The organism is Sphingobium sp. RS1 (assembly GCF_056156825.1).
In genome coordinates this window covers 2,552,855-2,566,459 of the sequence record NZ_JBLZXE010000002.1, presented here as the reverse complement: position 1 = coordinate 2,566,459, position 13,605 = coordinate 2,552,855, and the positions used below count along the sequence as shown (strand labels likewise).

Annotated in this window: 14 protein-coding genes; 11 read left to right on the top strand and 3 right to left on the bottom strand. The window is 66.1% G+C overall.

Features of this window, described 5'->3' with window-relative positions; genetic code table 11:
- The first annotated feature begins 59 nt into the window (after nt 1–59).
- From ACNHGR_RS14210 to ACNHGR_RS14180, 7 genes are all read left to right on the top strand, one after another.
- Entirely contained in the window at nt 60–2,972 is a 2,913-nt protein-coding gene (locus ACNHGR_RS14210) for a M16 family metallopeptidase (RefSeq protein ID WP_475286917.1), read from the top strand.
- Nucleotides 2,973–3,000: 28 nt separating this feature from the next.
- Complete coding sequence (locus ACNHGR_RS14205; protein ID WP_475286915.1) at nt 3,001–3,303, top strand: hypothetical protein; 303 nt, start codon at nt 3,001–3,003, stop codon at nt 3,301–3,303.
- Between the two features lie 187 nt (nt 3,304–3,490).
- Nucleotides 3,491–3,940 carry a MarR family winged helix-turn-helix transcriptional regulator gene (locus ACNHGR_RS14200; RefSeq protein WP_475286913.1) on the top strand — a complete coding sequence of 150 codons (450 nt, stop codon included), beginning with the start codon at nt 3,491–3,493 and terminating at the stop codon, nt 3,938–3,940.
- Nucleotides 3,937–5,991, top strand: a complete 2,055-nt coding sequence (locus ACNHGR_RS14195) for an FUSC family protein (RefSeq protein ID WP_475286911.1) — start codon at nt 3,937–3,939, stop codon at nt 5,989–5,991. The genes ACNHGR_RS14200 and ACNHGR_RS14195 overlap by 4 nt, the downstream gene beginning before the upstream one ends.
- Complete coding sequence (locus ACNHGR_RS14190; protein ID WP_184268590.1) at nt 5,988–6,203, top strand: DUF1656 domain-containing protein; 216 nt, start codon at nt 5,988–5,990, stop codon at nt 6,201–6,203. Before ACNHGR_RS14195 ends, ACNHGR_RS14190 begins: the two co-directional genes overlap by 4 nt.
- On the top strand, nt 6,200–7,108 hold the full coding sequence (locus ACNHGR_RS14185; protein WP_475286909.1) for an efflux RND transporter periplasmic adaptor subunit: 909 nt from the start codon (nt 6,200–6,202) through the stop codon (nt 7,106–7,108). The genes ACNHGR_RS14190 and ACNHGR_RS14185 overlap by 4 nt, the downstream gene beginning before the upstream one ends.
- 76 nt (nt 7,109–7,184) lie before the next feature.
- Entirely contained in the window at nt 7,185–8,558 is a 1,374-nt protein-coding gene (locus ACNHGR_RS14180; RefSeq protein ID WP_475288430.1) for an efflux transporter outer membrane subunit, read from the top strand.
- 106 nt (nt 8,559–8,664) lie between these two features.
- Here the strand turns inward: ACNHGR_RS14180 and ACNHGR_RS14175 are convergent, their stop codons facing one another.
- Nucleotides 8,665–9,177, bottom strand: a complete 513-nt coding sequence (locus ACNHGR_RS14175; RefSeq protein ID WP_184268584.1) for an outer membrane protein assembly factor BamE domain-containing protein — start codon at nt 9,175–9,177, stop codon at nt 8,665–8,667.
- Between the two features lie 180 nt (nt 9,178–9,357).
- On the opposite strand from ACNHGR_RS14175, the gene ACNHGR_RS14170 reads away from it, so the two are divergent.
- The 4 genes from ACNHGR_RS14170 (at nt 9,358) to dinB (ending at nt 12,208) form a co-directional block, all read left to right on the top strand.
- The gene (locus ACNHGR_RS14170; protein ID WP_475286907.1) at nt 9,358–9,882 is read left to right on the top strand and encodes a ubiquinol-cytochrome C chaperone family protein; all 525 of its coding nucleotides are present in this window, start codon (nt 9,358–9,360) and stop codon (nt 9,880–9,882) included.
- A gap of 2 nt (nt 9,883–9,884) precedes the next feature.
- Nucleotides 9,885–10,412, top strand: a complete 528-nt coding sequence (locus ACNHGR_RS14165; RefSeq protein WP_475288429.1) for a YceD family protein — start codon at nt 9,885–9,887, stop codon at nt 10,410–10,412.
- Nucleotides 10,413–10,422: 10 nt separating this feature from the next.
- Complete coding sequence (locus ACNHGR_RS14160) at nt 10,423–10,941, top strand: hypothetical protein (RefSeq protein WP_475286905.1); 519 nt, start codon at nt 10,423–10,425, stop codon at nt 10,939–10,941.
- A gap of 178 nt (nt 10,942–11,119) precedes the next feature.
- A complete protein-coding gene (gene dinB / locus ACNHGR_RS14155; RefSeq protein ID WP_475286903.1) occupies nt 11,120–12,208 on the top strand; it encodes a DNA polymerase IV in 1,089 nt (362 codons plus the stop codon).
- Between the two features lie 20 nt (nt 12,209–12,228).
- Here dinB and ACNHGR_RS14150 read toward each other — a convergent pair whose 3' ends face one another.
- Together ACNHGR_RS14150 and ACNHGR_RS14145 are read right to left on the bottom strand one after the other, a co-directional pair.
- Nucleotides 12,229–12,570: a hypothetical protein gene (locus tag ACNHGR_RS14150; protein ID WP_475286901.1), complete on the bottom strand. Its 342-nt coding sequence runs from the start codon at nt 12,568–12,570 to the stop codon at nt 12,229–12,231.
- Between the two features lie 92 nt (nt 12,571–12,662).
- Nucleotides 12,663–13,475 carry a DUF1134 domain-containing protein gene (locus tag ACNHGR_RS14145; protein ID WP_475286899.1) on the bottom strand — a complete coding sequence of 271 codons (813 nt, stop codon included), beginning with the start codon at nt 13,473–13,475 and terminating at the stop codon, nt 12,663–12,665.
- Between the last annotated feature and the right edge of the window lie 130 nt (nt 13,476–13,605).

Genomic DNA, 13,605 nt, shown 5'->3' with positions numbered 1-13,605 from the left:
CATCCATCGCGCCGTCAGCCTGTCGGTGCGCGCAAATTCCCCGTTTTCATGAGGTTCTCATGGCCCTTTCCCCGATGTCGCGCCGCCTGCCCCTGATGCTGGGCCTGTCGGTCCTTGCGCTTTCTCCGGCTCTGGCGCCGGCTGCCCTTGCCGCCACGGCCGCAACAGCTGCTGCTGCCCCCGCGCCGGTCGCCAGCCTCGTGTCGCAGGTCGACATTCCCTATGAGGAATTTACCCTCAAGAACGGGCTGCGCGTCATCGTGCATACCGACCGCAAGGCGCCGGTGGTGGCCGTGTCGATCTGGTACCATGTGGGATCACGCTTCGAACCTGTGGGCAAGACCGGCTTTGCCCATCTGTTCGAGCATCTGATGTTCTATGGCTCCGAAAATGCCGATGGTCCCTTCTTCGGCCGGCTGGAGGATATCGGCGCGACCGACTGGAACGGGACGACCTGGTTCGACCGGACCAATTATTTCGAGACGGTGCCGACCGGCGCGCTGGACCGGGCCTTGTTCCTTGAGTCCGATCGCATGGGTCATCTGCTGGGCGCCGTGACCCAGACCAAGCTGGATACGCAGCGCGGCGTGGTGCAGAATGAAAAGCGGATGGGCGAGAATGAGCCCTATGGTCTGGTCGAATATGCGCAGCTGGACGCGATGCTGCCGGAGGGCCACCCCTATCGCCACAGCACCATCGGGTCGATGGCGGACCTGAACGCGGCGAGCCTGGCCGACGTCCAGACATGGTTCAAGACCCATTATGGGCCGAACAACGCCGTGCTGGTGCTGGCAGGCGATATCGACGTCGCCACCGCCAAGACCAAGGTGGAAAAGTGGTTCGGCAATATCGCCGCCGGCCCGGCGCCCAAGGATGTGGACGCGACCGTCCCGACGCTGGGGCAAGATGTCGAGAAGGTCATGCACGACAATGTCGCGGCAACCCGCCTCTATCGCAACTGGATCGTGCCCGGCGTCAATTCGGACGAGTTGCAGCAACTGGACCTGGCGATGACGGTGTTCGGCGGCCTGGGTTCCTCGCGGCTCGACAATGTGCTGGTGCGTGACGAGAAGGTTGCCGTGGGCGTGAAAGCCAGCATCCAGCCTTTCGAGAAGCTGAGCATCGCCGAGATCACCGTTGACGTGAAGCCGGGTGCGGACCCGGTGGCGGTGGGCAAGCGGCTGGACGCGCTGCTGGCCGATTACCTCGCCAAGGGGCCGAGCGCCGACGAAGTGCTGCGCGCCGCGACGACGCAGGCGGCTGGTACGATTTCGGGGCTGGAGAAGGTCGGCGGCTTTAGCGGCAAGGCGGTGACGCTGGCCGAAGGGGCGGTCTATTCCAACGATCCGGCCAAATATAAGAAGGATCTGGCCGTGTACGCGTCGGCCACGCCGGAAACGGTGAGCGCAGCGGCGCGCAAATGGCTGGGCCGACCGGTGCTGCGCCTGACCGTGGCGCCGGGCGAGCGCAGCGCCGCCGACAATGCGCTGGCGGGCAATGCGACCGCCGAGAATGGTAAGACGGGGACGGGTGGCGCCGGGCACAAGCCGGCCTTCTTCCGCAATCCCGATGCCGCCGCGCCCGCTGCCGCGACGCCGCCGGCGCCGACGAAAATCGCCGAGCCGCCGATCGAGCCGGTCAAGGATCTGGACTTCCCCGATATCGAGCATGCGACGCTGAAGAACGGCATCAAGGTCGCGCTGGCGCACCGCTCCACCGTGCCGACGGTGCGGGTGTCGGTCGCCTTCGACGCGGGCAATGCGGCGGATGACAAGGCCAAGCTGGGCACGGCGGGCCTGACCACCGCGCTGCTGGACGAAGGCACGACGACCCGGTCGTCGGTGCAGATCGCCGAGGAGCAGGAGCGGCTGGGCGCGTCGATCAGCGCGGGCAACAGCATGGACCGCACCAATGTCGGCCTGTTTGCGCTGAAGCCCAATCTGGACGCATCGCTGGGCCTACTGGCCGATGTGATCCGCAATCCCGCCTTTGCCCCGGCTGAGGTGGAGCGACTGCGCGGGCAGGTGCTGACCCGGATCAAGGCCGAGAAGACCGAGCCGATGGCGATCGCGCAGCGCATGCTGCCGCCTTTGCTATATGGGCAGGCGCATCCCTATGGCATCCCCTTCACCGGGTCCGGCACGGAAAGTGGCGTCAAGGCGGTGACGCGGGCGGACCTGACGGCGTTCCATGACGCATGGCTGCGGCCCGACAATGCGACCATCTTCGTCGCGGGCGACACGACACTGGCCGAACTGATGCCGCTGCTGGAAAAGCGGTTTGGCGACTGGAAGGCGCCCAAGACCGCAAAGGGCGTCAAGACGTTCCGCATGGACCGGATGATGCGCCCGGCCAAGATCGTGCTGATCGACAAGCCGCAAAGCCCGCAGTCGCTGATCCTGGCGGGCCTGCTGACCAACAAGGCGGGCACCGACAATCCGGTCACGCTGTCGACCGCCAATGAAGTGCTGGGCGGCAGTACCACGTCGCGCCTGACCATGGACCTGCGCGAGACGAAGGGATGGGCCTATGGCGCCGGCACTGCCCTGCCCGGCGTCAAGGAGACGATCCCGCTGCTGGTCTATGCCCCGGTGCAGACCGACAAGACCGGCGAGTCGATCATTGCGGCGCGGCAGGATATCAAGGAGTATCTGACCACCAAGGGCACGACCGAGGCGGAGCGCAACCAGACGATCAATGGCCAGATATTGTCGCTGCCCGGCAGTTTCGAAACCTCGTCCGACCTGTTGTCCGCGATGATGCGCAATGCGCTGATCGGCCGGCCCGACGATTATTACGAAACGCTGCCCAAAACCTATCGCGCGATGACCGCCGCCGACATGGACAAGGCCGCGCGCGAGGCGATCAACCCCGATCGGCTGATCTGGGTCGTGGTGGGCGACGTCAAACTGGTAAAGCCGCAGCTTGACGCGGTGGGCCTGCCGGTGGAAATGGGCACATTGGCTGATTGACGCCAACGTAAACGTAAGGAGACAGGATATGGCAGCAGTAGATGGCGCCTATGATTGCGTGGCCAAGACGCCGATGGGCGACCAGAAGGGCGTGTTCACCGTCATCAGTAGCGGCGACCGTTTCAACGGCACCTTTGCCGGGATGATGGGATCGCTGGACGTGGTCGACGGCAAGGTCGATTGCGGCAAGTTGACGTGGAAGATGGAAATGACCATGCCGATGCCGATGACGCTGGAGTGCGAGGCCGAAGTGACCGGCGACGCCATCGTCGGCACGATGCAGCTGGGCGCGTTCGGCGCGTCGGCCTTCAACGGTACGCGCCGGGCCTGATCCCGCTTCCCGCATAGGCCGATCGAAACGACGATATATTGGCGAGGCCCGAATCCTGGCGATTCGGGCCTCGCTGCATTTTCGGGGTGAAGCACCTGAGAAGACAGGACGAACCCGCTTGAGTGCGACAACGAGTTGGACAGCAACAATCTGTTGACAAATTTCATTAGTTAGCTATCTAATGAATATGCCTTTATCGGAACCCAAACGCGCGCTGGCGCACAAGATGGCGCCTGTCGCCCGCGCCTGGCGCCAATTGGCCGACAGTGCATTGGCGGAATTCGGCGTGTCGAACAGCACCGCCTGGTGCCTGATCCATATCGACCGGCTGGGCGGCGAAGTGCGCCAGAGCGAACTGGCCGAGTCGCTGGACATCGCCCAGCCATCGCTGGTCCGCACATTGGACCAGGTGCAGGCGGGCGGGCTGGTGCAACGCACCCCCCATCCCGACGACAAGCGGTCCAACATCATCAGCCTGACCCCGACCGGACAGGAACTGGTCGGCCGGATCGAGGGCAAGCTGGACGCGCTGCGCGTCGAATTGCTGAAGGATGTGCCCGAACAGGCGATTGAGGTTGCGGTCTGGCTGCTGGACCTGCTGAGCATAAGGATCGCCGAAAAGCGGAGCCCCGCATGACCGGCGAGCGGTTCGGGGTGCCGGCGGCGCTCTTTTCCCTCAAATGCCTGGCGGCAGGCATGCTGGCCCTGTTCGTGGCGTTCAGCATCGGGCTGGAGCGGCCCTATTGGGCGTTCCTGACCAGCTATATCGTAGCGCAACCCATGGCCGGCGCGGTGATTTCCAAGGCGGTGTTCCGCGCGATGGGCACGCTGGTCGGCGCGATCTTTGCCGTGGCGATCGTGCCGCCGCTGGTCAACGCGCCCGAATTGCTGGTGCTGGCCATGGCGTCATGGCTGGGCCTGTGCGTGTTCGTGTCGCTGCTGGACCGGACGCCACGCGGCTATATGTTCGTGCTGGCGGGCTATACCGCCTGCCTGATCGTCTTTCCCGACGTCGATACGCCACAGACCATCTTCACCGTCGCGTCGCTGCGGGTGCAGGAGATATTGATCGGCATCGCCTGCGGCAGCCTGATCCATGGCGTCATCCTGCCCGGCTCCATCACTGGCGTGCTGCTGGCGCGGGTGGAAGCGATGCTGCGCGATGCAGAACGCTGGACCCGCGACGCCATCGCCACCGAACCGGTTGAAGGGCTGGATGCCGAGCGGCGCCGGCTGGCGCAGGACGTCACCGAACTGCACCAGATGTCGATCCATCTGCCGTTCGACATCAGCCGGCTGGCGCCGCGCGTCCGCACCGTCCGGGCCTTGCAGGACCAGCTGTCGATGCTGTTGCCGCTGGGCGCGGCGGCGGAGGACCGGCTGGCGCAGCTGAAGGCCGCCAATGGCGGCATAGTGCCGCCCCAGGTCGAGGCGCTGATCGCCGATGTGCGGCTGTGGCTGGATACGCCCGCGCCCGACAATATCGTGCGCGCCGAGCGGGCGCAGGCGCTGATCGACCGCTGCACCGCTCTGGAACCGGAGGCCACGGCCGACATGGCCTGGGCCGACATGATGCGCCTCAGCCTCTACGCGCGGATGGCGACGCTGATTGCGGTGCATCGCGATTGCCGCGACCTGTATGACCAGATGGGCACGCACAGCCGTGCCGCCGTGACGCCACGGGTGGCGCAGCTGCTGGAAGGGCGGCGCAACCGCGAACTGCATCGCGACTATGCCAGCGCCGCGCGTGGCGCGTTCAGTGCGTTCATGACGATCGCGCTGGGCTGCGCCATCTGGATATTGAGCGGGTGGAAGGATGGCGGCAGCGCGGTGATGTTGGCCGGCGTGTTCCTGGCGCTGTTCGCGGCGGTCGACAATCCGCTGGCGCCCTTGAAGGGCTTCATGATCGGCACGGTCGCGGCGTCCGCGCTGGGCGCTGTCTATGGCTATGCCATCATGCCGCGCCTCGACGGCTTTGCCCAACTGGCGCTGGCCTATGCCCCCCCGCTGCTGATGCTGGGTGCGATGATGGCATCGCCGCGCTGGATGGGGATCGCCCTGCCCACGCTGCTGGGGCTGGGCAGCCCGGTGCTGCTGTCGGACCATTATATCAACGCCTTCGCCAGCTATGCCAATGGCGCGGTGGCGCAGATCGTCGGCATCTGGTTCGCGATCCTGATGGCCGGGCTGTTGCAGTCGGCCGGTGTCGAGCGAGCGATCCGCCGGACGCTACGCGCGGGGTGGGCCGATATCGCCAATCGCGCGACATTGATGAGTCCGCCCGATGTGCGCGGATGGATCAACCGGATGCTGGATCGAATCGCCTTGCTCGCCCCGCGCCTTGCCGCCACCCGCGCCGACAGCGGCAAGCCGCTTTATGACGCGCTGCGCGACCTGCGCACCGGGGTGGCGATCGGCGAATTGCGGCAGCTCCGGCTCGACCTGCCGGCGCAGGAAGGCGCGCCGCTGGCTGCCGTGCTGGGCGGGGTCAGCCGCCATTATCGCGGGCTGGACCCCGATGCGCCGGCGCCGGCCGACCCGGCGCTGTTGCACGACATCGACAGCGCGATCGCCGACCTGTCCGCCAATCCCCGCCCGCCGGTCCGCCGCGACAGCGTGTTGGGGCTGGTCAGCCTGCGCCGCAACCTCTTCCCCGACGCGCAAGGTTACAGGAGCGCCGTCGTATGACCGGTGAAATCGCCCTGGGCGGGATCTATGTCCCCACGCTGCTGCTGCTGGCGCTGGTCGCGCTGGTCCTGAGCTGGGGCCTGACCCGGCTGATCGGCGCCTTCGGCCTCTACCGCTTCCTCGCCTATCGCGCGGCGGTGGACCTGTCCCTCTTCATCCTGTTGCTGGGCGGCCTCGTCCTGCTCGTCCCCACCCTTGGAATCCGACTATGAACCGCCTGACTACGACGCTGATCCGCAGCGCTGCCACTATCATCCTCGTCATCGCCGCGGCTTTGGCCGCGATCTGGATGTGGAATCATTATGAACGCAGCCCCTGGACCCGTGACGGGCGGGTGCGCGCCGATGTGGTACGGGTGACGCCCGACATCAGCGGGCTGGTGACGTCGGTGGCGGTGCATGACAATCAGACGGTGAAGGCCGGCGACCTGCTGTTCGTGATCGACACGCCGCGCTATTCCATGGCGCTGGAGGAGGCGAGCGCGCGCATCGCCAGCGCACAGGCGACATTGGCGCAGGCCCGGCGCGAGGCACGGCGCGATAGCGCGCTGGGCGATCTGGTCGCCGCCGAAACCCATGAGCAGAATTTGGCCAAGGTGGAGACGGCGCAGGCCGCTCTGACCGAGGCACTGAGCAGCCGCGATGCCGCCGCGCTGAACCTGAAGCGCACGAAGATACTGGCGTCGGTCAATGGCGTCGTCACCAATCTGGACCTGCATCCCGGCGATTATGTCGGCGCTGGGAGTCAGGCGCTGGCGCTGATCGACAGCGATTCGGTGCGGGTCGAAGGCTATTTCGAGGAAACCAAGCTGGGGCTGATCTGCATCGGCGCGCCGGTTACGGTGCGGCTGATGGGCGAGGCGCAGGATGTGCATGGCCGGGTCGAGAGCATCGCCTTCGGCATTGATGACGACAGCCGCAGCAACAGCGGCAACCTGCTGCCGGCGGTCGAGCCGACCTTCAGCTGGGTAAGGCTGGCGCAGCGGATTCCGGTGCGGGTGAAAATCGAGAAGGTGCCGGCGGGGCTGCGGCTGATTTCCGGGCGGACCGCGACGGTGACGGTGCAGCCGGCCGTCAAGGACAAGAATGGCAAGCCGGGGGATTGCCGTCATGCGTGAGGCGACGGGCAAGACGGGCGTGCTTCGACAGGCTCAGCACGAACGGCGGTGGGTGGCGGGAATCGGTACATCGCTGCTGGCGCTGGCATTGACCGCATGCGCGACCGCCGGGCCGGATTATCATGCGCCTGAACAGTCCGTCGCAACCGCGCCGGGAGCGACCGGGGCCTTTCATTCGGGACAAGGCGCGCTGTTCGCGCAGGCCGACCTGCCCGATCATTGGTGGCAGCTTTATGCCGATCCGCAGCTCGACAGCCTGGTCGCGCAGGCGCTGGCGGCCAATACCGACATGCGGCAGGCCGATGCCAATCTGGCGCAGGCGCAGGCGGTGCTGCGCGAGGCGGAAGCGGGGCGGACGATCAGCACCAGCATCAGCGGCGGCGAGACATTGTCGCGGCCGTCCGGCGTGACCCAGCATCTGCCGGGTACGGTCGCCTATGATCTGGGCCTGTCGGCCTCCTATCCGCTGGACCTGAATGGCCGGATCAAGCGGGCGATCGAGGCGAGCAACGCCGATGTCGAGGCGAGCGCGGCGGCGCGCGACTATGTGCGGGTCAGCGTGGCGGCGGCGACGGCCAAGGCCTATGCACAGGTGTGCGCGGCCAATTACAGCCTGGCCATCAACCGCAAGGTGGTGGCGTTGCAGCGCGATACCGCCAATGCCACGCGGCGGCTGGCCAAGGGCGGGCGCGGCACCGCCTTCGACGTCAGCCGGGCGCAGGCGGCGGTGGACAGCAGTGCGGCGGCCCTGCCCGCATTCGAGGCACAGCGGCAGAATGGGCTGTATCTGCTGGCGACGTTGATGGGGCGGCCGCCCGCCGATTATCCGCGCGAGGTGGAAAGTTGCGCCGCGCTACCGGTGCTGCGCCAGCCTTTGCCGGTGGGGGACGGCGCGGCGCTGATCCGGCGGCGGCCCGACATCAGGCAGGCCGAGCGGGCGATTGCCGGCGATACGGCGCGGCTGGGCGTGGCGACCGCCGACCTCTATCCGCAGGTCAGCATCGGCGGATCGGTGGGCCTGTCCGGCCCGCTCAAGGATTTCGGTTCGGGTTCGGCCTTCGGCTTCAGCCTGGGGCCGCTCATCAGCTGGAGCTTCCCCAACCGGCCCGTGGTGCGGGCGCGGATCGCGCAGGCGGAAGCGGCGGTGCAGGGCGATCTGGCCGGGTTCGACGGCACGGTGCTGGAAGCGCTGCGCCAGACCGAGACGGCGCTGGAAACCTATCGCCGCGATGCCGAGCGAGCGGCGGCGCTGGACCGGGCGCGGGACAGCGCGGCGCTCTCTGCCGGCCAGGCGGGCAAGCTGTTCCGTTTCGGCCGGGGCGATTTCCTGTCGCTGCTGGATGCGCAACGGAGCCTGGCCAGCGCGGAGGTCAGCGCTGCGGCGGCGCGGACGCAGCTGGTGCAGGACCAGATCGCTCTGTTCCTGGCGCTGGGTGGCGGCTGGAACTGAGTGGACTATTTCGGCCGTTACATGGAACCGTCATTGCGAGCGTAGCGAAGCAATCCACTGGAGCGCCCGTGGATTGCTTCGCTACGCTCGCAATGACGATATAGAATTAGCTGCCGTTGGGGCCACCGCCGGTCGGGCCGGCACCACCGCCGCCCATGCCGCCGGCGCCGACCGCGCCGATATTGCCGAAGATTTCGTCGAACAGGCTGCGGTTGCGGCCCAGCGTCGGAGTCTTGTCCCCCGTGGGCGAGATGCGGGCGACCTGTTCCAGACCCATGCGGTCGATCGCGGTCACATTGCCCGCCGGATCGAAGCGAACGCGCAGCACCGTCTGTTCGACCGGCTTGGGATTGGAGAAGGCCAGCGAGCGCATGTTGCGCGAGACATAATACCAGTCCTGTTCGCCGAACTGCGACACGAAGCTGGGGCGACCCAGCGTTCCTTCCACCGAGGCGCGATTGTCGATGCCCGGCTGAACGGAATCGACCAGCAGCTTGTCGACCGAATAGCCCTGATGCGTGCGGATGCGGGTACAGCCCGAGGCGCCCAGCACCAGCGCGCTGAGGCCGACAGCGAGCAGGATGCGCCCGCGTGACGAGTGACGGCTGAACTGACGCATGAACTTCTCCTGCGGGAGCGGGCCCCGCGAACCTTCAAGAAACCTGATACCGCCATTGCATTGGGCGACGCCGCGATCAATATGGAAATGCGCAAGCCCCGGCAAGGGGCGCAAAATATCGGACGGCGCACGAGGGCCTGATCCGTATCTGAAAATCCGTATTTGAAAAGCTGTGGTGCCATGTCTGCCTCTCCCTCCTTCATACAGCGCCTGTTCGGTCGCACCGATCCCAAGGAGGGGCTGCGGCCGCTCTATAATGCCGTGATCCGGGAGGGGCGGCAGCCGCACTGGTATGTCGACGGCGCGGTGCCCGATACGCTGGACGGGCGGTTCGACATGATCGTCGCGATATTGGCGCAGGTGCTGATCCGGCTGGAACAGCAAGATGGCGCGCAGGATAGTGTGTGGCTGACCGAATTATTCGTCGACGACATGGACGGGCAGTTGCGGCAGGAGGGCGTGGGCGATGTCGTGGTCGGCAAGCATGTCGGCCGGATGATGAGCGCGCTGGGCGGGCGGATCAGCGCCTATCGCGCGGCGCTGACCGGTGAGGCGGACCTGACCGAGGCGCTGCGGCGCAATCTGTATCGCGGCGCCGATGTGACCGACGCGGCGCTGGCCCATGTCGAGGGTGCGCTGCGGGCGCGCTGGACGCGGCTCGGCTGCCTGTCGCACGACGCGCTGCTGAGCGGAGATTTAGGATGAGCATGATACCGACACCGGAATTTTCCCGCACCCACAAGGCCGATGCGATCGCACGACTGCCCGCGCAGTTGCAGATTGCGGCAGAACCCGAAGAGCGCGCCGCGCTGGCGAAGCGGTTCGGGCTGGCGGCGCTGGACAAGTTGGAGGCGGATTATGGCCTGGCCAGCGAGGATGGCGCGATCGTCGCGCGCGGACGGGTGCGGGCGGCGCTGGCCCAGCCCTGCGTCGCGACCGGGGCGCCGGTACCCGAGACGATCGACAGCGATTTCGTGCTGCGCTTCGTGGTCGAGAGCGGCGAGGCGATGCCCGAGGGCGACGAGCTGGAGCTGGACGCGGAGGATTGCGACACGATCGGCTATGACGGCCATGTGATCGATATGGGCGAAGCGGTGGCCGAGACGATGGCACTGGCGATGGAACCCTTCCCCCGCGCCCCGGATGCGGACGCCTACCTCAAGGAAGCGGGCGTGCTGAGCGAGGAGCAGGCCAGTCCGTTCGCCGCCTTGCTGGGGCTGAAGGACAAGAAATAGGAGGCAGCCCATGTTCGCCGTGCTGATGCTGATCGCCGCCGGAGCGCCAGTCCGCGCGCCGATGATCGCCGAGGATGTGGCGCGGGCGCAATGGGACATGGCCGAGAACCGGGCGCAATGCGCGCCGCTGGCGTTGCTGTCCGATGGCGGGATGACGGGCAAGGCGCGACCGGCGCAGTTTGGCGGCGGCTGGGCGGTGGCGTTCGACCTGCCGGGACTGCGCAGCGCCTATGGCTTTGCCGGGCCGGGCATCATCGGCATGGATGCGGAGCCGGAGCCGGCACAGCGGGCGCGCCTGACGAAGCAATGGCCGCACAGCCGCGACCTGCCCGCTTTGCCCGGCCCCGCTTATGCTGGCTATGGGCTGGTCGGCGCGCAGCCCTATCCGGCGGACAATGTACAGGGCAAGGGACTTGAATCGCTGGCCTATATGCGGGTCGGGGGTCAGGGCTGCACCTATAATGTGTGGAGCCGGATCAGCCGGGCGCATCTGGAGACGTTGCTGGACAATCTGCGCCTGCAAGACTGACAGTCTGTTTGAGAAATGCCCCAACCGGGCATTTCATGCGGCACCAGCCCACGCCCCCACCCGGCCTCCCACAATATACCCTGTTCGGGTGGCCGGGTGGGGCCGTGAGCAGGTGCGATCCACGGATGCAAATCACGCCTGTTTCCCTTTCGTTCCCTACTGTGGCATAGGGAGCGCCATGGACGCGCCGCCGCCAGCCGACCGCAAGATCATCCATATCGACATGGACGCCTTTTATGCGTCGGTGGAGCAGCGCGACGATCCGTCGCTGCGAGGCCTGCCGATCGCGGTGGGCGGCGGCGGGCCACGCGGGGTGGTGGCGACTTGCAGCTATGAAGCGCGCAAATTCGGCGTACGATCGGCCATGCCGGGCACGCGGGCGCGGCGGCTGTGCCCCGACCTGATCTTTGTGCCCCCAAGATTCGAGGTCTATCGCGCGGTGTCGGCGCAGGTGCGGGCAATTTTCAGCCGATTCACCGACATGATCCAGCCGCTGTCGCTGGATGAGGCCTATCTGGATGTGACGGTGAACAAGCCGGGCATCGCGTCGGCGACTGAGGTGGCGCGGGAGATACGGCGCATGATCCGGGCGGAAACGGGGCTGACCGCGTCGGCCGGCGTGTCCTACAACAAGCTGATCGCCAAGCTGGCGTCGGACCAGAACAAGCCCGACGGGATATGCGTGGTGCGGCCGAGCGAGGGGCCGGCCTTCATCGCGGCGATGCCGGTGCGGCGCATCCATGGCGTTGGCCCGGTAACGGCCAAGCGGATGCAGGCATTGGGTATCGAAACGGGTGCGGACCTGCGCGACCGCGACATGCGGTTCCTGCAAAGTCATTTCGGCAGTTCGGCGGACTATTATTATCGCGCGGCGCGAGGGCAGGACGACCGGCCGGTGCGCGAGCGCGAAGGGCGCAAGTCGGTGAGCGTCGAGGATACTTTCTTCGACGACCTGATCGAGGAAGAGGCGCTGGTGGCCGAGATCGAGCGGATCGCCGCGTCGCTATGGACCCGGATCGAGAAGGCCGGGGCCTGGGGCCGAACGGTGGTGCTGAAGGTAAAGTTCGCCGATTTCCGCATCATCACCCGGTCGCGCAGCTTTTCAGCGCCGGTGCGATCGCCGGAATTGCTGGCGCAGGCCGGGCGGGAGTTACTGGTCGCGCAACTACCGCTGCGCATGGGCGCACGGCTGCTGGGACTGGGCGTGCATAATCTGGAGGGGGAGGAAGAGGCGGACCAAGGGGAGCAACTGGCGCTGGGGTTGTGAAAGACGATGGCTTGACCGGATCAGCCTGTCACGATTTTTTGCAGAATATCCCTAACACCTTTCGCCATGGCATTGTTCGTCAAGACATCAAGCTGATGGCCGACACCGGGAATGTCCTGCTTCAAACGTAACTCAAGCTTGTGGTCATCACGGATGCGGACCTGATCCAATCCACCATAACGACCAAATTTCTGATCTTTCACCTCGACATAATGATCAGATCCGAAAAATTCTTCCTCTGACTCAACATGTTGAGGAATGACGATCAGCAAATAGCCTGCCTCCGAGCCAGTAAGATCGAAAGCAATTTGTGTGACGCCATCGTCATTAGCTATCGTTTCGGATTTGCTCTTAACCAACATCGCGCCGCGCCCACCCCGCTGCGGCTACGCTCGCCTACGGCTCGCCAAGCCTCGCTGCCCCTCCCGCAAGCGAGAGGGGCGCCTGTCCTGCTTTAGAAGGGGAGCCAGTTCCGCTTTTCGGTGAACTTCATATAGCCGGCGTTGACGCCCAGACGGTAGCCGACGCCGAGGCGGATCGGGATCAGTACCACACTGCCCCAGCGCAGATAGGAGGCCGTGAAGCCGCCCACCAGATAGGCGGTGCCCTCCGCCGCGGGGAAGCGGTGGTAGAGATCCTGCGTGTCGTAGAGATTATAGACGAGAACGAAGGTGTTGGCCGCATTGCCGCCGACGTCGAAGCCGATCGAGGGACCGGTCCAATAGACTTCGCGCTTGCCCTCCACCTTGTGATTGAGCGTGCCCGAACCGTAGCGCAGGCCGACGACGAAGGCGCCCGATGCCTCACGCCCGGCAATATAGGCGTTGGGACGCCCCTGATCCTTCAGGATCTTCTCGATGATGCCGGCCAGCCCTTCGGCGCCCTTGCCGAACACGCCCTCGGCCGCGCCGATCAGATCATCTTCCTGATAGGATTCGCCCGGCGCCATCGCGGCAGGCGGCGAATTGGTGGTGACGGGTGCGCCAGTCGCGGTGTTCCCGCCATTGGCGACGGGCGGCGCACCGGCATCCAGGTTGGGCTCATAGGGCGTCGTGCCCTGATTCACGCTGGGGTCGACACCGGGATCGGTGGGGTTCGTATTGGCCGGCGGCGGCGGCGCGAGATCGGAATCGATCGCGCTGTTGGGATCGATCGTGCGCACCTGCGCCGAGGCAGCGAGCGGCGTCAGCGCCATGCCCGCCAGCGCGGCGACCAGCGCACTCGCGCGCGCGATGCGGGCGCCCATCTGCCCGTTGATGCCGATCATGCCCGATACTCCCCGAAAAGCGCGCGTCATAGCCATATATAGGCCCAGATAAAGGCATTGCGACCAGCAAGCTGAAACGACAATGAACGAACGGCGACCCGAGTCGATTCCGCGCCGGAACGAAAATCAC